Source organism: Peribacillus sp. JNUCC 23 (assembly GCF_053653995.1).
Genome location: NZ_CM132202.1, coordinates 3,701,573 through 3,727,644, shown reverse-complemented (window position 1 = coordinate 3,727,644; position 26,072 = coordinate 3,701,573). Strand labels below are relative to the sequence as shown.

The window sequence follows — 26,072 nt, the reverse complement described above, 5'->3', positions numbered from 1 at the left end:
TTAATAAAAGTACATTGCTGTGAAACCATGACAAAACAGGTCAACTTTAAATGCGAGGAACATTCTAATCCATTTGGTTGTCCAGATAATCAAATATATTACAACGACAAGTTTGATGAGTATGGGTTAATAATTCATGATGGTGGGACAGCTAGTTTAATTATAGACGATTGCCTGTGATGTGGCACAAAATTGCCAGACTCAAAAAGTGATTTGTGGTTTGATACTCTTGAACAATTAGGTTTTGATGATCCGTTTGAACTAGGCATTCCTAAGAAGTTTAAATCTGTTGAATGGTACAGAATGTAATGGTTGTTCAAAAATTCCGGTAAAAAAGCTTGCGAATTGCAACAAAGCGCATTTTTGACCTTCTGTTAAAATCGTGCACGTCCGTTCCTCACGTATTACTGCATCCGCGAAAGGTTTGAGACGATCACACCTCGAACATCTCGACTCTTTTTATTCTCCTTTTTGAACACGTACATTAAGTCTGATTTGTGGCCGACTATTTGCAGGGAAATTATGATCACCGCTTCGAGTACTTACGAACACGATGAGGAAAATTGAAGATGACCAACTCGAAGAATGTATGCCAGTGATGGATACAAAGGATGAATTCTAACAGCCGCGTTTAATTTATTAATAGATAAATTTCTGTATTTGGCTATGTTTAATCCAATACGGCTTTCTTTCTTGTTTTTGCTTCGAGTAAGGTGGTTTATGTAAACGAGCTTGTTATATTCTTCGATAAAATGGGAATTATAGTCGAAATACCTAGTACAATCTGTTGTGTGCAACGGGGCTTCCTTCTTAGAGTGTTGTTTGTGTTATATCCAATTTTAGCAGAGTACTTAAGTAATTTAATCTAATATTCATTAAATTTTCATGTAAATAATGTATTGTTTGAATTGTATTTTACGAAATATTAGAGAGGAAGTAACAAGGTTTATGATGGATTTCATTACAGCATTTTAAAGAGGACTTTTGGTGTCATTGATTACCGATGTTGAGTAAAACAAAAAAGGGGATGAAATCATTGGTGAAAGTTCCATCTATTACTAAAGAAACCGCATCACGAGGCCGGCAAATGTTGAACAAGGTTCCAGAAGTCACGCTCTACTTCTGGATTATCAAGATTATGGCAACGACTGTAGGAGAGACGGCTGCAGACTTCCTAAACTTTAACCTGCACTGGGGATTGACTAATACAACCTATCTTATGGCTATCCTCTTTCTTATCACACTGTTTTTCCAGTTCAGGGCGAGAAAGTATGTGCCAGGGATCTATTGGCTCGCAGTCGTGCTTATAAGTGTTGTCGGCACACTAGTCACGGACAATCTCGTGGACAACTATGGGGTCGCGCTAGAGACGACCACTGTTGTCTTCGGTCTTGCGCTACTAGCAACTTTTGCGGTTTGGTACGCGAGTGAGAAGACCCTGTCTATTCACTCAATCTATACGACAAGGCGGGAAGCGTTCTACTGGTTGGCCATTCTATTCACCTTTGCCTTGGGGACTGCAGCTGGTGACCTCATAGCAGAGGGACTCAACTTAGGCTATTGGATTTCAGCTCTACTGTTCGCTATAGTAATCGGGGTGGTGACCCTCGCCTACTACTTTTTCAAGATGAATGCAGTGCTGGCCTTCTGGATTGCCTACATCTTGACCCGTCCTTTCGGCGCCTCTCTTGGCGACTATTTGTCACAATCTCGTCATGCTGGTGGTCTTGGACTGGGTACGATGGGTACTAGCGCAATTTTCCTCGTAATCATCCTAATCTTGGTCATCTACTTGACCAAGACGAGAATAGACGAGAACCCGCGATTGGGCTCAGAAGACTAAAGAACGAGCTGATTTTTGTTTCGTACATTTTTTAATAGGAAAAAAAAGAGAGCTTTCGTTGAAGTGGATAGAAAGGTGTCTCATAAGGGTCTGACCTCGCACTCTAAATCAGTATGTAATGTTTCATACGCGTATCTTGTACTGTATTTAGTTGTTGCGGGGTCTGACCCTTTACTTCAAAACACTCCCCATTTCAATTAGTTTCTGGTATACTTCCTAACCTATTAGCTAATAACTTATAAATAGGCACTTTGTAACAGTTGTTTGTTAGACTGAATCTGGGTTATATAACCGTCTTTCTTATATTGGGATTTTGGTCTCCATGATAGAAAAAGTCTATTCCTACACGAATATTTGTGTACGCATCGATACAAATTGTAGCGTACATTACTATTTTTACATCGGAGAATAGTAGCATGTCTTTTATTTACATAAGATATAGATAGCCATGGAAGGCAAGCGAGGAGAAACATATGAGGTGAATAAGTATGAAAAGTTTAAATAAAGCAAAGATATTTCAATTCATAAAAGTTATTTTTCCGTTGATTTTATTAGTCCTGGCAGTCTTTGAAATGAAAAAATTTACAGGAAACATAGACGTTCAATTGGTACGTCATGAAGTAAGCCAATTGCATTTTGCTATGACGCTTTTCATTCTTTTACTTGCATTTTGCTCCATTTTTCCTATGGTTTTTTATGATGTATTTTTAGTGAAAATATTAGGGATTAAAGTTCCTTTGAAAGAATTGGTAAAAAAATCTCTTGTTGCGAATACCTTTTCAAACTTAATTGGTTTTGGAGGTCTTGTTGGAGTTGCGTTGAGAACCTATTTCTATAATGAATACGAAGATGATAGGAAAAGACTGGTGACGAAAATTGCTTTTGTTTCACTTTTTACCCTTACAGGTATCTCTTTGCTTTCCTGGATTGTACTTGTCGCTTATAGGAATTCCCCTTTTATTCAAGATACAAGATGGCTTTTTTGGGCCGTTGTAGCCGTAGGTATGTATTTGCCGATTTTTATCATTGTCCATATTATCCAACGCAAAAAGGCAACTGGTTCAGCTACTGATTTTGGAGTTGTAATAAAACTACTCCTTGTTTCTTTGCTTGAGTGGATAAGCGCATTCCTTGTTATTTGGTTATTAAGTTTTATTTTGAAGCTACCCCTTTATTTTAACGATCTTATTCCTGTTTTTATCGTTGCTTCATGTGCTGGTATTATCAGTATGATTCCTGGGGGCTTTGGATCCTTTGACTTAGTTTTTATTTGGGGAACTCATGCATTGGGTGTTCCGGATGAGAAGGTGCTAGTCCTCCTGCTATTTTATCGTATTGGCTATTTTATCCTTCCTTTTTTCGTAGGAGTTTTTCTTTTTATCAAAGATTTTTGGAACAAGTGGAATAAATCATGGAACAATCTTCCCAATGTGGTCATAGTGAGGATAAGCCATGTACTATTAACCTTATTGGTCTTTTTTTCAGGAATTATTTTGCTTCTGTCAGCTGCAGTACCAGGAATTGTTGAAAGATTACAAATTACTCAAGAGTTTTTATCCTTTCCAATCATGAATATCTCTCATCAGCTCTCCGTTGCAACTGGTTTTATCCTGCTCGGTTTATCCCGAGGTATTCAGTATAAGGTGAAACGGTCATATCCGCTAACGATGGGTGTCTTATTTTTGGCTGCCTTATTTTCATTCTTTAAAGGATTTGATTATGAAGAAGCATTGTTCCTTTTGATTGTTATCGTGCTCCTGAGAATGTCCAAAAAACGTTTTAACAGGGAAAAATTGATATTAAGCTGGGGGAAAATGATTTTTGATATAGCGGTGTTTGTCATGATTACCTTCATGTATGTTTTAATTGGATATCTAAATTTACCTTCCGCCAAAATGAAAGTGAATCCAAAGCTGTCGCCTTTTGTGATTCAAGATTCTCATGATCTATTTACTAGTGCTTTAATTGGCTTGCTTATCGCCTTATCTATTTTTATCGCAGGTTATTTGTTAAGTCGGGATAAAAAATGGAGTACGGAAACATCCCTTGTTCAGGAAGAGAAAATTACGGAACACTTAGAAAAATTTAATGGAACGGTTCTAACCCATTTAATTTTTTTACATGATAAATATATTTATTGGAATAAAAAAAACAACGTCATGTTTTCGTATCAGATATATTCTGACAAGCTTGTGGTTCTTGGAGACCCTATTGGTGACCGTGATGAAATGCTTCTTGCAATAGAAGAATTCCGAGAAACATCGGATCTTTATGGATTTACACCTGTTTTTTATGAGGTCAGCAATACGATGCTCCCTTATCTTCATGAAAATGGGTATGACTTTTTTAAGCTCGGTGAGGAAGCTTATGTTGATTTAGACAGTTTTTCATATAGTGGGAAAAAGATGAAAGGAGCCAGGGCAGTAAAAAACAAGTTTGAACGAGAGAATTATCATTTTGAGATTGTAGCCCCTCCTTTTGATGAAGATTTCATGAAGAAACTTAGGGGAATATCAAATGAATGGCTCAAAGGAAGAACGGAAAAAGGTTTTTCCCTCGGTTTTTTTGATGAGGATTACCTTAATAAAGCTGAGATTGCCGTTGTGAAAGATGAAGGAAAGAGGATCCTTGGATTTGTAAACATTATGCCAGTTTATGATAAAAAACATACGGTCTCTTTGGATTTGATGCGATTTGGTAAGGATGCACCCTCTGGGACAATGGACTTTGTTTTTCTATCATTATTTGAATGGGCAAAAGAACAAGGATATAAATCCTTTAATATCGGAATGGCCCCTTTATCGAATGTTGGGATTTCAAAGTATTCATTTTTAAGTGAAAAAATAGCTTCTCAAATATTTATGCATGGTCAATTTCTCTATTCTTTTCATGGTTTAAGAAAATTTAAAGAAAAATATGCCGATACATGGCAACCTAAATATTTAGCTTACCGTAAAAAAACGTCATTACCTTTTACTATGACACAAATTACCTTATTGATTGGAAAGAAAAGAAAAAATTGAGACACTAGTTATTAGAAATACTAATGTTTGGCATGATTTGAAGTATGAGGTGTATGAATCGATTGTGCAATTGTCGGCTTCTTTTCAAATAGGATGTTTGCTTTTTAGCGTGTCACTTCCCGAAATGATGTTGAAAACTTTAGATGGAGCATTTAGGATGTAGTTGTTAAGTGAATAGACGATGATTTTAGTTAGATGAGGCTCCTATGCTGGAGATATGCTGCTATTAGAAACGTCCAAAGACGCCAATGGTCAACAGGAACATCGACCTAAGGTGTTTTTTTATGCAGCTAGAACATCCTGGTGCATAGTGCAAAGCTTAACGATTGATGGATTGTATGGACGTTTATATACTCTAACTCTAGCATTATGGACTATATTAATTTTTATGATATGGCATCAAATCTATGTAGAAAAAATATATGAATTTGGGTACAGGCAACAAAGAGTAGAGAAAATTGGGGTAAATTAAGGAACGGTAGCGTACCATTTTGTTTTTTTCACCGGTTAGTTGACCGGTGAAAAAACAAAGTCTGACTTTATCTCTTTATTTCAAAGGTGGGAAACTCTAAACATTGTAAATCAAAATAAAGAAACGCCCTGTAGTGATCAACAGAGCTTTCCAACGGTTAACATATCTAACTAAACTATAACTCTCTACTAGTGAGGAGTGACAATGGCATCTTATCCTAGCTAATGTTTATTTAAAGATAACAGCCATTATTTCGTCTATCGTCATTCCACTATCTACTTCATAAGTACCTGGACGTAACTTGTTAGATAAGCCACGATTTTCCACTTCTTTCGAGAAATTAATCTCAGGACCAATGCTTTTTGTTGATTTAAGGATCTTTTCAATATCAATGCTAGTCATCCCTTTAGATACTGACAAAATGGTACGATACACGACCTTTTCCTCGGCTGTTTCTGCCTCAGTTGGTTCTTCTTTTATCTGCTCTTTAGGTGTTTCGTTGGCAGTAATTTGCTTTTTCCACTCTTCTTCTGTTTGAACGATATAGCCATCAGCGGTTAATGAGTTGATCATTTCGTCTTCTGATGGTATTTTAGCGGATTGTACATTGTTCGAACCAAGGAGGTACACAATCCCGCATATACTGGTTGAAAGTATAAGTCCACCGGCAAAGCTACGCATTAATTGTGCTTTCATCGACAACATCGCTCCTCTCATCCTTTGATTTTATGTAGGGAGCTAGTAATCTTTTAATCTCATTCTCATTCAGTTGGCTTTTTTCGGCAATGCTTTCCAATGAATATCCGCGCCTATGTAAGTCGATAACCTCACGCAATACAAGCCGCTGTTTTGAAGCTCCTGTTTTTTGAGCAATTATTTCAGTATCTATCTCGACGTTTTGAACTTTCTGTTGTAACTGATTTAATTCTTTCAAAAGTGAAATCGTAAATTGTTCCATTTTTTGTTCTGCCTCTTGTTCCGCTTGCTTTGATTTAATAAACGACAAGATAAGTAGAACAACTGCTGCCCCAAATAAAAGGGCTAACGTCCATACCATCATTATGTGACACTCCTTAACTAGAATCTATTTTTCTGCATTGTCTTATTATACATCGCTATAAATAACAATTCGAATTAATAGTAGAAAATAAAGCAATAGTCTTAAAAAAAGTGGTTAGATCGTGCTAGTTCACTCCAAAATATTGTAAAAATGATTATTTATTGAAAACGGTCAGTAAAAGCTACCGATCGAAGAATGAATTAAAGGAAGAGATAGATACTAAAAATGATTGGAGGTGTAAACATGGAGCAAAAGCCTAATCATTATGATGGTAGCGTTTCTTTTGACTATGCTGTAAACAATGAGTCTCATTCAAATGAACCTTATCAAATAACAGATGAAATGCGATTAAACATTGGCGGTAACCCATATTTCTTTGAAATTAAATAAATAAGAAATCATCTTTCTTAGCATTGGTAAAGTCTATAGGGTACTTTTCTAACTGCCTTTACTTGTTTTGAGAAGTTCTTTTAGATGAAATCATGCAAATCTTGGTTCATTTTTTGTTTTTTGCTCAAACATACGATAATAAATCTAAAAAGTAGAAGGTGAAGGCAGCATGGTAAAATTATTATACATCACAGCTCATCCTAATGATGATACTCAATCTGTCAGTATGGCAGCGGGTAAAGCATTCATTGAGACATACAAGGAAGTACATCCAAATGATGAAATCGTTCATCTTGATTTATATCAAGAACATATCCCTCATCTCGATACGGATGTTTTCAGTGGCTGGGGGAAACTCCAATCTGGTAAAGGATTTGAAGAGCTCTCAGCAGAAGAAAAATCCAAAGTGGGACGTCTGAATGAACTGAGTGAACAGTTTATGTCCGGGGATAAATATGTATTTGTAACCCCCTTATGGAATTTCTCATTCCCTCCAGTAATGAAAGCGTATATTGACTCTGTTGCCGTAGCGGGAAAAACATTTAAATATACGGCTCAAGGTCCAATTGGTCTTTTAACAAATAAGAAGGCCCTTCATATTCAGGCGCGTGGCGGTGTATATTCAGAAGGTCCAGCAGCTGAAGTAGAAATGGGTCATCGCTTCTTAAGTGTAATTATGAATTTCTTTGGTGTGCCTTCTTTTGAAGGATTATTTATTGAAGGTCATAATGCTATGCCCGATAAAGCACAAAAAATTAAAGAAAATGGCATTGCTCGTGCTAAGGATTTAGCGCATACTTTTTAATTAAATGGAAGAACGAGAGGCTAATTCAAAGATGGGTGTCAAAACGTTTTGATCCTTGTTTTAGATTAGCCTCTTTTGTATAAAGGACATGGAGCGGGGCTTCGCAACTTATTAATATGACTAATCTACTTAGCAAGTATCCTTTTTTATTATAGAAAGTCTTAATTCCGGCTTCGCACCGGCACCATTGTGATGAGGTGAGTGCAACGTGACACTTGATTAATCCTTCATGGTACATGGTGGCGTTTTGTAAACAACTTAAATAACCGAATAAAAATAAAAATAATTTTCTTCTCTTTTAAAACCAATTTTTTCGTACAGACTTTGTGCGGGAATATTTTCTACATTTGTCTCAAGTAAAACTCCTTTTGAACCTGTTTCCTTAGCAAAGTTAATTGCTTCTTTTAATAATTTCTCACCAAACCCTTTTTTTCTCGCAGTTTCTTTCACATATAAATCGTTTAACACCCATGACTTTTTCATACTTAATGAAGAAAATGATGGATATAACTGAACAAAACCAATCGGATGATTCTCATCAAAGGCTATAAAGACGACGGATTCTTCGTTCATTAATCTTGCTTTTAAAAACTCCTTTGCCCCTTCAATATTAGACTTTTGTTCATAGAACTCTCTGTATAAATCAAACAGTTCTGTTAGCGGATCAAGCTCATTTAATGTTGCTTTTTTAATGCACATGTATGGTTCCCCCTAATATCGTTATAAGAGTAATCTTAATTTACAAATGATTCAAAAACAATGGAATAGTAAGAAAAATAGTAATGATGCACGCTATCATCCTAGTTGTTTCCGTTTACATAGGCGATGTTTCCGTTTTCAGCGGCTTTGTCAAAAGGGCTTCCATACACGATAATAAAAGCATACCATATAAGAAAGGGGATCATTTAAATGAAGAAATATGTAAAATCAGTAACAGATGCAATGAAGGTTTATGGGGAAAAATATACTAAAGTTTGGAATTATGGCGTGAAAATGGACGAAGCAAAGAAAAAGAAATAAAACGTAATGAGAAAAAATCATATTCATAAAAAGACTAATAAAGTAAGGATGGATATAGTGAATTTATCTGGTCAAAATTATCAAACTACTTCATATGATTAACCGATTCTCAATAATAAAATTGAGAATTTTTTTATGCCCCCAAAAATGGCCTTCGTAAATACATAAACAAATAACATTACTAGTATATCGAGCAAATAGCTCCGATTTTAAGTTTGATCACATTACATAAAGGTAATTATTATCAAAACTACATCTTTAGTTTAAAGACTACCAACACAGGATAATTAAGTAATGTAAGCAAGATAAAAATCTATTATAGGAGTGATTAATATGGCTAACAACGATAACAAAATGAGTCGAGAAGAAGCTGGTCGCAAAGGCGGAGAAGCCAAGAGAAATAACAATTAATTTGTTTATAGACTGAGGAGTTGTCTATTGAGATGACTTCTCGGTCTTTTTTTATTCTGTCATTTTTCTCGTTCTTGTCACAATATCTTTGGACTGTGTAGTAATAAAGTCAATTTATGGTGTTAAAAACTGTCTTATTATGTTAACCTTTTTTATAAAAATGGTTACATAAAGTAAAAGCAGAGTCTTATTTACTCATTTAACGGGTGCGATTAAGTACACCGTGTTCTAAGGGTGTAATAATTTAAAAAGGAAGTATTGCTTTCACTTGGAATAAGGAAAGGCAAAGTTTAAGAGGGCACTTATACTGAGGAAATTTTCATAAAATCAATTAGTATCATTAGAAATGAGGAGTGAAGTGAATGGTGAAATATATAATTTTTGATTTTGATGGAACACTCGCCGATTCAAAAATGGCTTTCATCTCAAGTTGGAATATTCTTGCTGGAAAATATCGCTTTAAAGAAATAAAGTTTGATGATATCGAGACTTTGAAAAAACTTTCGATAAAAGAAAGATGTAAATTGTTAAATTTTCAAATGTATAAGCTGCCAATCATCATTCCTCAATTTTATAAATTATACCGAAAATCAATAAATGATATTAATTTGTTTGATGGAATTAAGGACATGTTATCCGGCTTAGAGAAAAAAGGATATAAAACAGCGATCATCTCTTCTAATTCAAAGGAGAATATATTATTTTTTTTAAAACGCAATCAAATAGACTGTGTAACAAATGTGCTTTGTTCTAGCAGTTTATTTTCAAAAGATAAACTAATTGAAAATTTTTTAAGAGAGAATCAATTGGAGTCTTCTGAAGTGATTTATGTAGGTGATGAGAAACGAGATCTAGTTGCTTGTAAAAAAGCAGGAATTAAGATGATCTGGGTAAGTTGGGGGTATGATTCAATAGAAGCGATTCAAGGGGAGAATCCCGACTATAAGGTGCATAAACCTTCAGAAATATTGACAGTTATGTAAGTAATCTGTGTGTAGTATATGGGGGCGCTGCTTGATCGGAAGGTCGTAAAGATTGAACCGTGTAGTGATATTTGTGTCCGGAGTTAACCGATATAGAAGGAGAGTGATTGCGTTGGATGCGAAATATATTACATTTTATGAGTTCGGTCAACCAGAAGCAGTATTAAAAGTGGAACATAAAAAAATTCAGCGCCCTAAAGAAGATGAAGTGCTTGTGCGAATGTTAGCACGGCCTATTAATCCCTCAGACTTAATTCCGATTAGAGGAGCGTATTCCCAGCGTATTGCACTACCTGTTATTCCTGGTTATGAAGGAGTGGGGATCGTAGAAGAGGTGGGTTCTTTAGTATCGAATCATCTTGTTGGGAAGCGGGTTTTACCTTTAAGAGGAGAAGGTACTTGGCAAGAGTTTGTCAAAACATCCGCACGGTTTGCCGTTCCAATCCCTGATACGATGGATGATTTTATCGCTTCTCAGATGTATATAAATCCAATTACAGCATGGGTAATTTGTACAGAAGAGTTGAGATTGCAACGAAATGATATTTTAGTCGTAAATGCTTGTAGTTCTTCAATCGGCCGAATCTTTGCCCAATTATCGAAAATACTTGGCTTTCGGTTAATTGCGGTAACGAGAAATCATACATATACAAAAGAATTACTGAACCTTGGCGCGAGTTATGTCATCAATACATCTGAAACACCATTGCGTGTAGCGATGATGGAGATTACCAATGGACGTGGTGCTGATGCAGCGATTGATTCTATAGGTGGTTTCTCTGGTACTGATTTAGCTTATTGTGTACACCCCGATGGGATCTTTTTATCGATCGGTCTTTTATCGGGCGTTCAAGTAAATTGGGCAGAAATTGTCCATCAGGCAAAAGTAAAAGCGAAAATCTTTCATTTACGGCATTGGAATAACAGAGTATCTACGGAAGCTTGGCAAGAAGCCTTTCAACAGATCATCACATTCATACAAGACCATAAATTAAAATTAATGATGACAGATTCTCATTATGATTTAGTAAACGTAAAAGAAGCAATTACCGTTGTTGAAACTTCTAAAGCTCGCAAGGGGAAAGTGTTTTTAACAAGCTGATAGGAGAGCATTGAATGAGGAAATAAGAATTTCGAAGTGATTCATGCGTGCGATCCAAAACTGTAGACCCATCCCATCATGATTGTCCAAGTAAGAGGATGAACCGATTTACAGGGTCATTTGATAAAGGGCTATGCTATGAGTGGTGTTCATTTTTGCACGATATTCATTGGAGCGGATCTGGGAGACACCTTGTGCAGAAGAGAGCGCCAAGGAGACTCCCGTATTGACCGCAGAAAGAGAAAGCTTTTCGCTCCAATCAACAGGCAAGTTTTAAGATAAATACTTAGCTTGATTTAATTTTGGTGCTTCTCTATTACAAACGTTTTGAAATGGACACGTTGGGCATTCATTTTCGTTATAGATTTCACTATAAATAGCTGAATCTTCTAGAAAATGCTTCATTAGCAGTAAATAACTTGTTCCTTCATCAAGCGTTTCTTGTGTCGGACGAAAGATATGTTTCTTTTGGTCAATTAAAGTGATCACTTCAACCCGTGTTGGACGTATTTGAAAAACTTTTTCCGAAAATACTTGAATTAAGAAATAATAAAGCTTTAACATTTCTTGATCAGCTTGAACTACATACTTCTTCACAACAAATGAGGAGTTAGAAAAATTAACTACATCAAAGGTTAAAGCGAGATCAACGTCTAGTTCTTGAATATGAGTTTTATACTTTTCAAATAACAGTAGAGGTGGATCTAGATTTGATTCTTCTGTTAAATCTTGTAATAAATAATCCGTTACTTTAGCCACTACTTGATAATATTGAATTTTGGATTCAAAAAATTGTGGAGAAATCTTCAACCAATGTTGTTCTATTAACTCAAGCACTTTTGTTGCATGCCGGTGTTCAATTGGGAGTTGATAATAGGCGTACACAATCCGGTGAACGACTTGTTGAACGACCTTCCTCCAATCTAAAGGAGACTTCTTCTTTTCTATATATTCGTAATAAAACTTATATGGGCAAAGAATGAAATCTTTTAAGTTTTGTTCTGTTATCGTACGGATTGAGATCATATGATTTTTCATTTCAAGATGCCTCCTAAGAAGTTGCAGTGATATTTAATCTGTACATTTCTTGAGAAAATCCTTACCAAATTGTTTGCAGCGTTCAACATCTTCACCGATAGGATCGAGCTCAACCTTTAAACCTTCAAGTACTATATCAGCTCCACATTCTTGCAATTTATTCATCAATGTATCAACGGCTGCCCCAAATTCGGGATAGAATGAATCACATGAACCAAAAACAGCTGCCTTTCTACCAGCTAAATTTAGTTGATCCATCTCGTCATAAAAATCTAAAAACTCATATGGGAGATCGCCGTTTCCCCAGGTATAAGCACCAAGTAAGATTCCGTCATATTGTTCAAGCTCAGAAGGGTCAGCTTCAAGCACATCTTTTACAAGGATATCGCCACCCTCTTCTGTTATCGCTTCTGAAATAATCTCCGCCATTTCCTCTGTATTTCCTGACATACTAGTAAAAATTAAAATATATTTTTTCATTCTTATGCTCCTCGGTGAAGTTATTTATCGTTTTAAAGTTAAAATTCTAAGCAGGGGATAAGTAAATAGAAGACGATGAATGTTTACTGTGATGGCATACGCAATAAAATTTTTTGATGAATTGGAATTCGACTGAATGCTGAATACATACATAAATACATGTATCTATTACTCTACGTTTATCCCGCATTAACGGAAAGTCAAGCCCCCTACCTCAAGGCTTAGAGAAATCGAAGAAGCGTAGGTGGGGGACAACTGCCTTTAATCTAATTGCGGCTCCTAGCCCCTCGAGGTCATAAGCTGTAATACTCTGTGATTCATTGAATCGGGTTCGTAGTGTCGCTTTATCGAAGATCTAGCGACACTAGAACGGGACTAACAATCAGTGGGGGATGAAGAAAACCCCACTGATTGAAGTTTTACTTTATATAGTTATACTTGTCTAAACCTTCATCTTCCCCACAACATGGACATAAATCATCATAAATCGCACATTTCTCTATATAACCGCAATCATTACAAATCAAGACAAACACGAAGTCATTAATAGGAAATGATTTTATTGGAAGCCACCTCCTTGTTGAAAACGATTATCAATTACTTTCATTCTAATTGATAATGATTATCAAAATCAACAATTTATTATTTTTTTTGTAGTTTTTGACGCATAGTAATAATCGTTTAGATGTTTGTATGGAGGAATTTACATAGAAATTGGCAGTTGCTGTAGTTTTTATTAGTCATGATACATGATTTAAATTTCAATGAGGTGTTATAAAAATACAATTGTATTTTTCAGATTTACAGTTGTTTTTTGATATGGTAGTATATCAATATCGATTTAGAATTTTCTAATTTAAAGGTTTTTTCTGTAAATTTAGTTTTTTTATTATAATGAAAATTTTATTATTAAATATTAGTGTTTTTTGCACTTATACTTCTTTAGGGGATGAACGCTCATGAGTATCCAAAAAAATACAAATTCGTTAAAGGCAGCTGAAATAGTAGAGCAAGCAGTTGGAATATATGAAGAAGCTGTGAAATTAAGAAGGAAAATCCATGAAAATCCTGAGCTTGGATTTGAAGAGTATCAAACGGCTGAAATGATCGCGACTTATTTACAAGAGCTCGGAATTGAAGTGACAAGAGGAGTCGCTAAGACAGGTGTTGTTGGAATTCTACGTGGAGTGAATGAAGGACCGATACTTGCTTTGCGAGCGGATATTGATGCTTTACCTATTCAAGAGAAAACAGATGTAAGCTACAAATCAAAAAAATCAGGGATTATGCATGCTTGCGGACATGATATGCATACCGCAATGTTACTTTCTGCCGCTAATATTTTATCTCAAAATAAGCAACATATTTCGGGTACAATCAAATTTATTTTTCAACCTGCTGAAGAGATGAAGGGCGGAGGAATCATGATGGTTGATGAAGGGGTATTAAGTAATCCTCCCGTTGACCATGCTTTTGCATTTCATGTTTGGCCTGAGTTACCAACTGGAAAATATGGATTTAGAAACGGTGCGATTATGGCAAGTATGGATACTTTTGATGTTGTTTTAAAAGGTAAACAAGGTCATGGGGCAGCACCTCATCAAGGAGTAGATGCAATTGTAGGTGCAGCTCATGTTGTAACTGCTCTACAAACAATTGTTAGTCGGGAAACGGATCCAGTAGATTCGGTCGTTATTACAATCGGAACAATTGAAGCGGGGGATGGCTATAATATCATTCCTGAAAAAGCTAGTTTTAAAGGAACTGTACGAACACTTAATGAAAACACTCGTAAGGAAGTAGCGGAAAGTATTCAACGAATTATTGAAGGAGTGGCTTCTGCTCTTAAATTAGAAGTTGAAATAAACTATAACTTTACAGTTGGGTATCCTGTTACTATGAATGATCCAAAATTTAATGAACATACTTGTGCTATTGCTACTGATTTATTTGGAGAACATTCAGTGCAGTGGCTGAGTAAACCAAGTATGGCCAGTGAAGATTTTGCTTTCTATTTAGAGAAAGTCCCTGGCACATTTGTCTTCCTGGGCGTAGGAGAAAATTCAGAGAATCCTATGAAGTTGCATAGTGACGTATTTTTACCAGATGAAAAGGCGATGATCCAAGGAATTTCCCTTATCGTTGGACTAGCAATAAATACTACTGAAAAAATTCAATAAGATAAAAAAACATCTATGAAAATGATGTAAAAGGTTAAAGTTCTAAACATTCAATCACCAAATGAAGATGGCGGTGCTGAGCAGATTTTGAAAAAGTACCGCCCTTTTTGCACCGGAAATAATCATCGTTTTTTTCTGAGTTAGCACAATTTACAGAAATGGAGTGAAAAAAATGCAAGAAAATTCTTTACGTAATTGGAAAATTCATTTATTTGTTTTGATATTAGTATGTTTGACAGAATTTATCGGCGTAAAAACGCTTAACATAGGAATTGGAGCAATTGCGTTATTTCCAATGTTGTATGCATTAATTATCGGAGCAATTATTAGTTTACCGTCTTTAAAAATTTTAAAATTGAAAGAAATGAATATAGCCGCCAATATTTTAGGGATTTCATTCATGCTTTTTGTAGCCAAATTAGGCATGTTAATGGGACCATCATTACCGAAGATATTTGAGGCGGGACTTTCTTTAGGATTACAAGAAGTAGGACATTTTGCAGGGACAATCTTATTGGGGCTACCAATTGCTTTACTACTTGGGATGAAAAGAGAAGCAGTCGGTGCCACTTTTTCAATTGATCGAGAACCTAATTTAGCCATTATTGCTGAAAAATACGGCTCTGATTCACCAGAAGGACGGGGAGCACTAGGAGTATATGTTTGTGGTACTTTATTTGGGGCTTTATATCTGTCAGTGTTAGCGAGTTTTATGGCCCAAACTGGTTGGTTTCACCCTATTTCACTAGCCATGGGTGCTGGTGTCGGTTCAGGGAGTATGATGGCTGCTATGTCTGGTGCATTAGCCGTTATATTCCCGGAATCGGCAAAGGATATCGCCATTTTTGCTGGTGCCGCTAACTTAATTACAACCATTTTAGGGACGTATATTTGTGTATTCTTTTCTCTGCCATTTACAAACTATTTATACAAAAAACTTGAACCTATTTTGGGGAGAAAATCAAAACAAGATCAAATGAAAAATATTTGAGTGTAGGACATAAAAGAGGAGATTTTATATGAAAGATAAAATATTGACTTTTGTAATGATTGGAATAATAGCCCTTATGGGAAATTGGATTGGATACAATGTTTCTCCTATTGATGCATTACCAGGTATGATGATTATTGTTGCGGTTACGATATTAGGGTTCTTTTTCGCTAAAATATTCCCCATTAAATTACCAACCGTTATTTGGGTGTCTATGTTAGCATTATTGATTACAACTCCCATTTTCCCTGGAAACGAATCAATCGTTAAAGTAACAGAACAAGTGAATTTTATGGCCTTAGCAACACCTATTTTGGCGTATGCTGGCCTTTCTTTCGGGAAAGATTTGAAAGAGTTTAAAAAATTAGGATGGCGTATTGTTGTCATCTCACTAGTTGTATATACAGGGACGTTTTTATTATCTACTCTAGTAGCCGAAATTGGTTTTAGATTAACGGGTAAATTTCATTAATTTTTCGAGATCGTGTAACAAGTGGATTTTGTAGGGGAAATGTAACGCCTAATCATTCAGGTTATGAAAAAGCGAGTGAAATGCATGACTATTTCACTCGCTTTTTCTGTAGTTAATTATGGCTGCTCTTCAATCAAAGGTTTTACTTGAAATTCTTGTTCAACGTGGTTCGTCATTAAGTCATACACTTTAGATTCCAATTCTTCAAGATCATCTTCTTCAAGATTGCCATGTGGTTGAGGATGGAACCATTGAATTTCTTCATTATGGAAAATGCCTTGATAATTATCGCCTTCATGATTCAGTTCAAATTGATGACGCTCATGAACTTGATCTTCAAACAAAGGTTTCACTTTAAAATCTTGATATACATGGTTTGTCATTAAGTCATGTACCTTGGCTTCCAAATCAAGCAGATCATTTTTTTCAAGTTGTTGTTTAGGTTGAGGATGTAACCATTGAATTTCTTCATTGTGGAAAATCCCTTGATAATTAACGCCTTCAAAATTAAGTGCAAACTGATGACGTTCAGGAACTTGACCTTCAAGCATTGGGTTTACCGTGAAGTCTTGATCCGTGTGGCTTGTTAACAAGTCATACACTCTGGATTCCAAATTTTGAATGGAAACTTCTTCTAGTTTAGTATTCGGTTTGGGGTGAAGCCAATGTATTTCTTCATCGTGAAAAATCCCTTGATACGTATCTCCTTCGAAATTAAGGGTAAAGTGTTGGCGTTCATGAACTTGATCTTCAAATAATGGTTTCACTTTAAAATCTTGAATCATTATCAAAACCTCCTGTAATAGTTACTTTTACTATTTTTCCCTAAATGGTTTTAAATTAATCGATATCTGTTTGGCTATATGCATGAAATAGGAATGAAAGCTTAAAATTACTTACTCAACATCATGGTTAGTACAAACTTTCCTACATTGGTCAATTTTTAAAACTTTTCCGGTTGATGCATCAATATCCATATCATATCCTGTATCTTGCTTTTCAATAGAAATCTCGTATTTAATAATTCCATGATCGAAAATGGTGTGAGTGTTCGTTACTAGACCACCTTTTGAGGTGTCTAAGGCGATCATCTTTGCTGATAATTCATTGATCGTTTGTACTTGTGCATTTGTTGGTTTCGTTATTGGTTGGTTATCAATTATTGTATGAGCTCCTAGACCAACTGCGATTAAGGAACCTTTTATTAGTATTTTCATTGGGTTCATTCTTGATAACCGCCTTGTTTTGTTGATATTTGTATCATACCCAAATGAGTTTAAAGAAAAAGAAGAAGAACCTTAAAATTTCCTTAGAAAAGTAAAAGAATATAAAAAGTTTATTTAGATGGGGTATTTATCCTGCATTAACGGAAAGTCAAGACCCCACCTCAAGGCTTAGAGGAATCGAAGAAGCGTAGGTGGGGGACAACTGCCCGTAAAATCCCGATTGGTGAGATACAGTGAAACTTACCTTGAATCAAGTTAGTAGTGTCGCTTTACCGAAGCGAAGTGGGGTATTAGAGACAGTAGAACGGGATTAACAATCAGTGGGGGATGAGGAAAACCCCCACTGATTGAAGTTTTACTTTATTTATTGCCTGAATATCAAGGGAAAGGAATAGGTACAGCTATGTAAAAAGAGGGCATAAAAAACTTAGAAGGTGTCAAAGTCGTCTTTATCAACGTAGAAAAAGAGAATAAAATTGGCATAACCCTTTACAAGGCTAAAGGGTTTGAAGTTGTCTCAGAATTTGATGGTCATCTATTAAAAACAGTTAGAATGGTCTTAAACGTGTAAAGTCTGCTTAAAAGCGAGCTATAGGCTGTCAACTCTCAGGCAGCCTATAGTTATTGGCAGCGTTTATATATTATACAATGTTGGTTTTCTACAATGAGGGCGTTCTGAAATCGACCCGTGTTTTCTCGTATTTGTTGCGTCGCGGTTTCGGTTGCATAGGTCATGACAAATAAGCTCCACTTTAATAGATGTTGTTTTCTTATCAAAGAGCATTCATGTTATAAATGTATACATCAAACAAGCTTCTTTTTAAGCGGGATAGTAGATCGTCATGCTTAATCGTGTTAATGTTTCCCCGGAATTATGGTAGCTATGAGGTCTATCAGCTTTGAACCTGATAGAATCACCACTACTTACTGTATATTCAATGTTATTGACATTGATAGTTAATTCTCCATCAAAGACGGTTAAAAATTCCTCCGTTCCCCCTCCATGTGAATCCGCACTTAGAAACCCACCTTTATCTATCTCGACTGCATAAACTTCGAAGCGTCTATCTTCTTGAAAGGGAAAATAGGAATAAATTCGATACTTCCCGTTATCTTCAGATAATGTTTGAACTTCATTTTTTACAATAACTTTTGTATCTGGTTGCGGATTATTGATTAGAGATGTAAATGAGATCTTCAAACCATTTGCAATTTTCCAGATCGTTGTTATCGTCGGACTTGACTCGCCTCTTTCGATTTGACCAATCATCGTTTTACTTACGCCAGTTAACTCTGCGACTTTCTCAAGGCTTAATTTTTTCTCTTCTCTCAAAGCTTTTAAGTTTTTTGCAATAATAAGATTTATTTCCTCCATGAAGTACACCTCCTATATTTACAATATAACGACTATAACGTACAATAAAAAGTAAATCTTTATAAGGTCCATTTCAGTCATTATAACATACGTTTAGAAGGGAGCAAGATTATGCCATTATTATCATTTTTGCTTTATGTTTTTATTTCGAGTTTTACACCAGGTCCTAATAATATTATGGCGATGTTATTTGCTAATAAATCCGGGTTTAAAAAGACACTTAGGTTTTGTTTAGGAGTTGGTACAGGTTTCTTCGTTATTATGTTATTGAGTAGTTATTTTAATCTTTTGCTTAAAAATTTCATACCGAAAATCGAATTTGCGATGACGATTCTAGCCGCCGTTTATATGGTCTATCTGGCTATAAAAATTGTAATGAGTAAAAATCATGATAACGACAATGAGGACGATAAGCATAACCGTTTTTTCTCAGGTATGGTTTTACAATTCGTAAACCCGAAAGGTATTTTATACGGTATAACGGTCATATCAACTTTTATTCTTCCTTATCACAGTTCTAATTTCAGCTTACTAGCTTTTTCAATATTCCTGGCTTTTGTTGGTTTTCTTAGTACGATGTGTTGGAGTATGTTCGGTTCCTTATTTCAAATGTTCCTAACTAAGTATAGAAGTCAGTTTAATCTGGTAATGGCTTTGTTATTGGTTTATAGTGCAGTCTCGATCCTTGTTGAATAATAAAGGGGATTTATAAGGAGTTTTAACGACCAAGGGGTTGCTAGCGCAGCTCTTTTTTTATCCCGCATTAACGGAAAGTCAAGACCCCCACCTCAAGGCTTAGAGGAATCGAAGAAGCGTAGGTGGGGGATAACAATCGGTGGAGGATGAAGAATCTCCCACTGATTGAAGTTTCACTTTATTGAACGATTATCGATTATTTATCTTCTTTAATTCATGTAAATAGCCTGAAATCGTGAATGATGAAAAAGAGATTGTAGGTCGTGTTTGGAAATATATGGTATGATTAGGGTAGAGAGAAAGCATTGGTAAAGGGGAAAGGACTTGTGATGTATAAAGATAGGAATTTAATGATCAGACCAATTAAAGAAGAAGATTTATATTCTCTTTGGGAAATCAAATACAAAGAGGAGTCACCTGAATGGAAGAAATGGGATGCACCTTATTTCGAACATAAGGCTCTTTCGTATCACGATTTCATAAATGAAAAAGCAAAACTTATTGAGCAGGAACATTATTGGGGAATAGAAGTGGAAGGGAAAATGATCGGTACAGTTAGTTATTATTGGGAACATCAACCTTCAAATTGGATTGAAATGGGAATAGGTATTTATCATCCTCATTATTGGAGTGGAGGGTTTGGGACAAGAGCGCTCAAGCTATGGATTACCCATTTGTTTACCACTTTGCCATTAGTACGAGTAGGGTTTACAACTTGGTCAGGAAATTATAGGATGATCAAAGTTGGCGAAAAACTGGGGCTGACAATGGAAGCAAGACTTAGAAAATGCCGGTACTATAATGGAGAATATTATGATTCGATCAGGATGGGCCTTTTACGAGAAGAGTGGGAAGCAAATCCTGTATACACGAGTAACTAGGCTTTTTATGGCACCCATTTTTTCCTGATAAAATGAAAAGTTACAAAAAAATAGTTTTAAAAAAGATAAAGGGAAGGAAAGAATGAAAAAACATTCGTTGTGGGGAAAACGATTATTTGGGTCAGGGTATTTATTTTTTATGTTTGGCGTTGCGCCTATAACCGGTGTATTAAAATATTCTGCATGAACGCCAAGTCAAGCAACAGCAATTGTCTATATCGGAATCGGAGTAGTGATGATTTTATCAGCTAATTTTCTGAAAAAATAAGAGTGCTTGATATGGGGGGGTAAGGCATGAAGACCTCACTAGACAATGAATGATTAACATAAATAGCGAATCTAGCTTCTTTACCTGTAGAAATAGAAAAGAAATATTGGGAATCTGTAATTTTGAGGAGATGCTTACATATGGAAAGCGGTTCTGTGCTAAAAGAGTTGTTATACGATTTAGAAGTACAATTACTAACACCAGAAATTCGTCAATCTAAAATAGAACTTGAGAAGTTATTGGCAGATGATTTTATTGAGTTTACAAGCTCTGGTAAGAAGAAAAATAAACAGGATTGTCTCGATGGTCTTGCCACACCACTGATGTATGTATTGAACTTTGAGATCAAACTATTATCGTCAGATTCAGTGTTAACCATATATGATTTGAAAGATGAAACGAGAATGAAAGAAAGTTTAAGGAGCTCGGTATGGAAACAGATAGATGGTAGATGGCAGATGGTTTTTCATCAAGGTACGATAAAAAGTTCGGAATGATAAATTAGGTAATCGTGTATACAATTTCTCAAAATACATATGAATATAAACAAAAATAAGAGGTTGCCCCATAAAGAAAGGATCAGCCCCCGCATTTACTACATCATTCACTTGATACAATAAATAATGTTTAGCGTGTGAAATCAGATCCTTTTTTGGTACAACCACTTATATGTTTGTTTTAATCAGCTTAACGGCTGTTTCGACAATGCTTTCGCGTGAAGAGACCGCTTTTGCCAAGCCATCGTAATGAATAATGTAATGACCAAGAGAACAAGCCCTAAAATGAACGGATACGTAATGCGCACATCATACATCAATCCGGCAAGAGTTGGTCCAAGCACATTCCCAATGCTCATATATGCGTTATTCATTCCCATCGCAAAGCCTTGTTCGTTCCCTGCCATCTTAGAAATCAGTGTGTTTAGGACTGGTCTGAGGATGGAGGTAGAAAGGAAGATGATGAGAGAAATTCCAAAGAAAAGCGCATAACTAGAAGCAAAGAGTGAAAGTAGAAATCCGATGGCTGCGATGCCGATAAAAATATTTAATACAGAAACTTCTCCAAAACGACGAACTACCCGATCCACGACAAAAAGCTGAACGATTACGCTAACGATCCCAGTAGCTGTAATCATCGTGGCAATTTCCTGAGGTGTCGCACTAAATTGATTGTCGAGATAAAGACCAATTATGGATTCATAGGCCATTAACCCAAAGCTCAGTACGAGGGTAATAATAAGCGGAATAAAATATGGCTTCTTAACAGACGTGGCAATTTGGCGAAGCATTGATTCTTCTTCTGCCATTTCCGTAGCTTGTGCTACTTCTTTCGTTTCACTTTCCTTTAAAACAAAAATTGAAAACACGACAGCAGCAAGTGACACAAGTGCAGAAATTAAAAACGGAACCTTTAAACCAAAGTCAGCTAAAAATCCACCAATCCCTGGTCCAACGACAATTCCTAGTGACATGGCCGCAGATACTAAACTATTGCCCTTTGCTCGCTGATCGAATGTCGTAATATCAGCTACATAAGCAAATATAGCTGGCACAAGTAACGCAGCACCAATTCCGCCGACAACACGAGAAGCATACAGCAGCCAAATGGAATTAACGGCATAGAAGATAAACATGGACAGCGTCAAGCCAACTAGTCCGTAGATAATCATCTTTCTACGACCGTATTGATCCGTCCATTTTCCCGCAATCGGAGAAAAAATAAGTTGAGCTCCTGCGAAAATTGCAATCATAAGTCCGGCAGCAGTTCCACCTTGATTAATGGATGCTAAGTATGCTGGTAAAATGGGAATAATAATTCCAAAACTTCCTATTGCTATAAACATATTGATCATAAGAACGATCATCTTTTTACGTTGTTCTGTTGACATATATTACCTCTCTTTCTACAGTTACTCAAATCAACCATTTAATTGGCATGATTCATTTTTTGGCACGCTCCCTATCTTATAGTTTTTGATGGATCGTTGTCAATTAGAAAGGATTGTATAACATGGATGATTCAGGTGAATTATTTATGTTGCATACAGGGATTAAGGAGCGTGACAGCTTCTCACAGGAATTAGTAGAGCCGTGATTGGTTGCATACGACTTAACTAACGTGCAAACATGCATGAGAATGTATTGTCTTAAAGGAACCTATGGCTGTAAAAACATTGCAGAACAGTTAAAAATTAATCCTGCTACTGAAACAGCAAATGGATCGGCTTGAACGGAAAAAGTTAATTCAACGAGTACACGGCGAGGATGACCGACATGTCGTTCATATCCAATTCACTGATACTGGGAGAGAAACATATCAGTCCATACATCGGCGCTTTTCAAACATGTTTCGCGATTTTTATAACGTTTTAAATGATGGGGAACTGCAACAACTTGAGCAAATCGTGGTATGACTAACTGCGCACGCCACGTTACGTACAGAGAATGAGATGGAGAATGCGTGAAGAAGAGCTTTTATATAGAGCGATCCAGTCTCTTCTATTATATAAAAAACAATTCCGCAAAGAGTGAAAGATTGTTCAGGGATTTTATAGATCATTACTGTGCTCTTACAAAAATAATAAATAATCTGAAAGCTGTTTTTTAATTGATAAATCTATTTCAGTATATTTAAAAATAATAACAGTCGTATTTTGGGGATAAGAAAAGGTGGCTTCGAATAAAGGTAAGCCACCTAAGAATTCGTTGATGTTAGCTGTTTTATTTTTTTAGATGATAAGGTACAGTCGTTATAACCACATTTCTGCGATAAAGCAAGAGTGTACGAATCAGTATACTTGATTGGTTATGAAGAATATTGTGCCAGCCTTTCTTAGGGATAAATTGTGGAATAATGACTGTAACTTGATAATTCGATTCACTTGCTTTATGTTCAACGATATCAATAAATTTGGTCAGTGGCTGAATGATACTTCTGTAATAAGAATGCAGTGTCACAAGTCTAATATCAGGTTGCCATTTTTTCCACTTTTCTTCGAATTTCTTCTCATCTTCTCTTTCAAAAGCAACATAAACGGCAATAATCTGTTCTGGCGAGAGAGATTTAGCATAGCTTAATGAGTTCTCTACAACTTGAGTAATGCCAGCAACAGGTACTATCATTACATTGCCTGCAATTGGTATGGAAAGTTCAGAATTGGCAACCCTGAGTTGATCACTTACTGCTTCATAATGCTTTTTAATTTGATAAAAGATAAAAATGATGATCGGTAAAAAAATTAAGACTGGCCAAACCTGTGTGAATTTAGTTAAAAAGAACATGAGCATAACGATAAAGCTAATCAGGGCACCGATTGTATTAATCGTTAGCTTAGGGATCCATCCTTTAGGCTTTTCGCGAATCCATTTAACGATCATGCCCGTTTGGGACAAAGTAAATGGGATAAATACTCCGACAGCATAAAGTGGGATAAGATGTTCTGTTCGTCCTTTAAAAGCGATAATTAAGATGACAGAAGCAATCCCAAGTATCATAATTCCATTAGAATAGCCTAAACGGTCACCTCGAATTGTAAACATTCTTGGGATAAACTTATCTTTGGCAAGGTTAACTGCTAACAAAGGAAAAGCAGAGTATCCCGTGTTAGCTGCAAGGATTAATATCAGAGCAGTTGTACCTTGAATAAAGTAATACATCAAATTTCGCCCAAATGTATCTTCAGCAATTTGAGACACAACAGTTACTTTCTCGTTGGGAACAATTCCGTAATAATAGGCTAAAAATATAATTCCACTAAATAAAACAGCAAGCAAGGCCCCCATCGCAATGAGGGTTTTTGCGGCATTATTAGGAGCTGGATTTTTAAAGTTTGGTATTGCGTTGGAAATGGCTTCAACCCCTGTTAAAGCAGAGCTACCTGATGCGAACGCTCTTAGAAGAATAAATAAGCTGATTCCCGCTACCGGTGTACCGAGTGGTGTATGCAAGGCTGGGGAAACTTGCCCCGAAACTATATGGTAAATACCTACTCCAATTAATATAAATAACGCTAAAACAAATAAATAAACCGGATAAGCTAAGATAGAAGCAGATTCAGTTACCCCTCTTAAGTTCAAGAGGGTAATAAATATTACAAATATAATGGCAATCTCTACATTATAAAAATGTAATGCAGGAAAAGCAGAGGTGATGGCATCTGTACCTGCAGACACACTTACTGCCACGGTTAAAATATAGTCCACTAGCAATGAACCGCCCGCTATTAACCCTGGATTCATACCTAGATTTTCTTTCGATACTATATAGGCTCCTCCCCCGTGAGGATACGAAAAGATAATTTGTCGATAAGACAAAATCAAAGCCGTTAATAAAATCAATATCCCTAAGGCAATAGGAATCGAATACCAAAATGCTGTAGCGCTCACTGTAACTAGGACAATCAATATTTGTTCTGGACCATATGCAACTGATGATAGTGCGTCAGAGGAAAGGATCGCTAATGCTTTCGTTTTGTTAAGCTTCTGTTCCCCTAATTCAGTTGATTTTAATGGACGTCCAATTAAAAATCTCTTTACTGAAGCAACCATTGATATTCACCACCAAATAGTAATAAGTGTACAATTCCTAGACATTTAAATAATTATCTCGGCAAACAGCATCATTACATAATTAAAGTGGAAACATACCTACAAGTCATAGTTGAATAGACTTGTAAACAGCAATTTTTTCTCACAAGTACACCTTCCTTCTCAATATTTGCTTACGAGGTTAGCTGTCGGATTTGGGCCTTGAGTAGCCCTACCTTAAAAGGATTCACCCCCTGGGTTATGTAACAACCCACAATATCGGTTCCCCCGTACCATATGGTTTCAGCAACTTAGAAATTTGAAACTGGAGATTATCATACTCCCGTGTTTTAAAAAAGTAAATGAAAAATGTGAAAAATATGAAAATTTAAAAGTGGAGTGTTATTTTCAAAATGAATGATATTCCTTCTTGTGTGAACAATAGCTAATAATATATTTCAAGAAAATAATCCTTTATTATCAGATGATTTTTTAAATGAAATAGTAAGAAAGATTATCCAAGAATTTGGTGGCCCTATAAAGGAACCAGATGAGGATCTGACAACGAACGATTTGAATAATAAAATAGAAGAATAGGCGTTGTCAAAAGCGCCTCAATAAGTATAACTAGCTACAGTTTCCTTGGTGTTCTCTTTATGTGTTCCATTTTTTAAAAAGCGGCTTTACAAAGTTTATTTGAGTGCGTCTATCCTTGATGGGCTTGACCAGTTCTCGCCATTAAATGATCTTGGTATAGCGGGAAAGATTTAATAGGACACTTTTTGAGTCATAATTAAGGGGAACAACTCTTCTTTAGATTGTATTTCCCT

The 26,072-nt window shown here is 35.9% G+C and carries 22 protein-coding genes, 1 pseudogene and 2 riboswitches; of the genes and pseudogenes, 13 read left to right on the top strand and 10 right to left on the bottom strand.

Translation table 11 applies throughout. The annotated features are described in order from the left end of the window. Positions 1-27: 27 nt before the first annotated feature. The 3 genes and pseudogenes from JNUCC23_RS17765 to mprF all read left to right on the top strand — a co-directional run bounded on the left by JNUCC23_RS17765 (position 28) and on the right by mprF (position 4,866). Positions 28-309, top strand: a pseudogene (locus JNUCC23_RS17765) (DUF6980 family protein). A 718-nt stretch (positions 310-1,027) separates the two neighbouring features. Next, positions 1,028-1,843 (top strand): COG4705 family protein, encoded by an 816-nt coding sequence (locus JNUCC23_RS17760; protein WP_454216127.1) that lies wholly within the window; start codon positions 1,028-1,030, stop codon positions 1,841-1,843. Positions 1,844-2,331: 488 nt separating this feature from the next. Next, the gene (mprF, locus tag JNUCC23_RS17755; RefSeq protein WP_454212742.1) at positions 2,332-4,866 is read left to right on the top strand and encodes a bifunctional lysylphosphatidylglycerol flippase/synthetase MprF; all 2,535 of its coding nucleotides are present in this window, start codon (positions 2,332-2,334) and stop codon (positions 4,864-4,866) included. A gap of 180 nt (positions 4,867-5,046) precedes the next feature. Next, positions 5,047-5,203, top strand: a riboswitch (M-box (ykoK) riboswitch). A 363-nt stretch (positions 5,204-5,566) separates the two neighbouring features. Here the strand turns inward: mprF and JNUCC23_RS17750 are convergent. Together JNUCC23_RS17750 and JNUCC23_RS17745 are read right to left on the bottom strand one after the other, a co-directional pair. Continuing rightward, a complete protein-coding gene (locus JNUCC23_RS17750; protein WP_062176179.1) occupies positions 5,567-6,034 on the bottom strand; it encodes a hypothetical protein in 468 nt (155 codons plus the stop codon). After that, entirely contained in the window at positions 6,012-6,398 is a 387-nt protein-coding gene (locus JNUCC23_RS17745; protein WP_253722323.1) for a hypothetical protein, read from the bottom strand. Before JNUCC23_RS17745 ends, JNUCC23_RS17750 begins: the two co-directional genes overlap by 23 nt. Before the next feature lie 243 nt (positions 6,399-6,641). Between JNUCC23_RS17745 and JNUCC23_RS17740 the strand changes: the two genes are divergently transcribed. Further along, positions 6,642-6,788: a hypothetical protein gene (locus JNUCC23_RS17740; protein WP_172796808.1), complete on the top strand. Its 147-nt coding sequence runs from the start codon at positions 6,642-6,644 to the stop codon at positions 6,786-6,788. Positions 6,789-6,957: 169 nt separating this feature from the next. After that, a complete protein-coding gene (locus JNUCC23_RS17735; RefSeq protein WP_403068439.1) occupies positions 6,958-7,593 on the top strand; it encodes an FMN-dependent NADH-azoreductase in 636 nt (211 codons plus the stop codon). Between the two features lie 258 nt (positions 7,594-7,851). Here JNUCC23_RS17735 and JNUCC23_RS17730 read toward each other — a convergent pair whose 3' ends face one another. Then, positions 7,852-8,292, bottom strand: a complete 441-nt coding sequence (locus tag JNUCC23_RS17730; protein ID WP_062176184.1) for a GNAT family N-acetyltransferase — start codon at positions 8,290-8,292, stop codon at positions 7,852-7,854. Positions 8,293-9,386: 1,094 nt separating this feature from the next. On the opposite strand from JNUCC23_RS17730, the gene JNUCC23_RS17725 reads away from it, so the two are divergent. Together JNUCC23_RS17725 and JNUCC23_RS17720 are read left to right on the top strand one after the other, a co-directional pair. Beyond that, positions 9,387-10,007 (top strand): HAD-IA family hydrolase, encoded by a 621-nt coding sequence (locus tag JNUCC23_RS17725; protein ID WP_454212739.1) that lies wholly within the window; start codon positions 9,387-9,389, stop codon positions 10,005-10,007. Positions 10,008-10,119: 112 nt separating this feature from the next. Next, the gene (locus JNUCC23_RS17720) at positions 10,120-11,109 is read left to right on the top strand and encodes a zinc-dependent alcohol dehydrogenase family protein (protein WP_454212737.1); all 990 of its coding nucleotides are present in this window, start codon (positions 10,120-10,122) and stop codon (positions 11,107-11,109) included. 273 nt (positions 11,110-11,382) lie between these two features. On the opposite strand, the gene JNUCC23_RS17715 is transcribed toward JNUCC23_RS17720, so the two are convergent. Beyond that, positions 11,383-12,147 carry a PD-(D/E)XK nuclease family protein gene (locus JNUCC23_RS17715; protein ID WP_454212735.1) on the bottom strand — a complete coding sequence of 255 codons (765 nt, stop codon included), beginning with the start codon at positions 12,145-12,147 and terminating at the stop codon, positions 11,383-11,385. 33 nt (positions 12,148-12,180) lie between these two features. Then, positions 12,181-12,627 carry a flavodoxin gene (locus JNUCC23_RS17710; protein ID WP_454212733.1) on the bottom strand — a complete coding sequence of 149 codons (447 nt, stop codon included), beginning with the start codon at positions 12,625-12,627 and terminating at the stop codon, positions 12,181-12,183. 959 nt (positions 12,628-13,586) lie between these two features. On the opposite strand from JNUCC23_RS17710, the gene JNUCC23_RS17705 reads away from it, so the two are divergent. The 3 genes from JNUCC23_RS17705 (at position 13,587) to JNUCC23_RS17695 (ending at position 16,270) form a co-directional block, all read left to right on the top strand. Further along, positions 13,587-14,807 (top strand): M20 metallopeptidase family protein, encoded by a 1,221-nt coding sequence (locus JNUCC23_RS17705; RefSeq protein ID WP_454212731.1) that lies wholly within the window; start codon positions 13,587-13,589, stop codon positions 14,805-14,807. A gap of 172 nt (positions 14,808-14,979) precedes the next feature. Further along, positions 14,980-15,798 carry a DUF3100 domain-containing protein gene (locus tag JNUCC23_RS17700; protein ID WP_454212730.1) on the top strand — a complete coding sequence of 273 codons (819 nt, stop codon included), beginning with the start codon at positions 14,980-14,982 and terminating at the stop codon, positions 15,796-15,798. Between the two features lie 28 nt (positions 15,799-15,826). Continuing rightward, complete coding sequence (locus tag JNUCC23_RS17695) at positions 15,827-16,270, top strand: hypothetical protein (protein WP_062176207.1); 444 nt, start codon at positions 15,827-15,829, stop codon at positions 16,268-16,270. A 116-nt stretch (positions 16,271-16,386) separates the two neighbouring features. Here the strand turns inward: JNUCC23_RS17695 and JNUCC23_RS17690 are convergent, their stop codons facing one another. The 3 genes from JNUCC23_RS17690 to JNUCC23_RS17680 form a co-directional block, all read right to left on the bottom strand. Next, positions 16,387-17,055, bottom strand: coding sequence for a DUF5342 family protein (locus JNUCC23_RS17690; RefSeq protein WP_454212728.1), 669 nt, complete (start codon positions 17,053-17,055; stop codon positions 16,387-16,389). Positions 17,056-17,166: 111 nt separating this feature from the next. Beyond that, complete coding sequence (locus JNUCC23_RS17685; RefSeq protein WP_454212726.1) at positions 17,167-17,496, bottom strand: PepSY domain-containing protein; 330 nt, start codon at positions 17,494-17,496, stop codon at positions 17,167-17,169. An 820-nt stretch (positions 17,497-18,316) separates the two neighbouring features. After that, on the bottom strand, positions 18,317-18,871 hold the full coding sequence (locus JNUCC23_RS17680) for a helix-turn-helix domain-containing protein (RefSeq protein ID WP_403068463.1): 555 nt from the start codon (positions 18,869-18,871) through the stop codon (positions 18,317-18,319). 111 nt (positions 18,872-18,982) lie between these two features. Between JNUCC23_RS17680 and JNUCC23_RS17675 the strand changes: the two genes are divergently transcribed. The 3 genes from JNUCC23_RS17675 (at position 18,983) to JNUCC23_RS17665 (ending at position 21,213) form a co-directional block, all read left to right on the top strand. After that, the gene (locus JNUCC23_RS17675; protein ID WP_403068466.1) at positions 18,983-19,567 is read left to right on the top strand and encodes a LysE family transporter; all 585 of its coding nucleotides are present in this window, start codon (positions 18,983-18,985) and stop codon (positions 19,565-19,567) included. 329 nt (positions 19,568-19,896) lie between these two features. Further along, complete coding sequence (locus tag JNUCC23_RS17670) at positions 19,897-20,448, top strand: GNAT family N-acetyltransferase (protein ID WP_454216125.1); 552 nt, start codon at positions 19,897-19,899, stop codon at positions 20,446-20,448. Positions 20,449-20,856: 408 nt separating this feature from the next. Then, entirely contained in the window at positions 20,857-21,213 is a 357-nt protein-coding gene (locus JNUCC23_RS17665; RefSeq protein WP_454212723.1) for a nuclear transport factor 2 family protein, read from the top strand. A 185-nt stretch (positions 21,214-21,398) separates the two neighbouring features. On the opposite strand, the gene JNUCC23_RS17660 is transcribed toward JNUCC23_RS17665, so the two are convergent. After that, positions 21,399-22,604, bottom strand: coding sequence for an MFS transporter (locus tag JNUCC23_RS17660; RefSeq protein ID WP_062176220.1), 1,206 nt, complete (start codon positions 22,602-22,604; stop codon positions 21,399-21,401). 832 nt (positions 22,605-23,436) lie between these two features. Next, positions 23,437-25,263: an APC family permease gene (locus JNUCC23_RS17655; protein ID WP_454212721.1), complete on the bottom strand. Its 1,827-nt coding sequence runs from the start codon at positions 25,261-25,263 to the stop codon at positions 23,437-23,439. Positions 25,264-25,417: 154 nt separating this feature from the next. After that, positions 25,418-25,561: riboswitch (cyclic di-AMP (ydaO/yuaA leader) on the bottom strand. Positions 25,562-26,072: the final 511 nt, after the last annotated feature.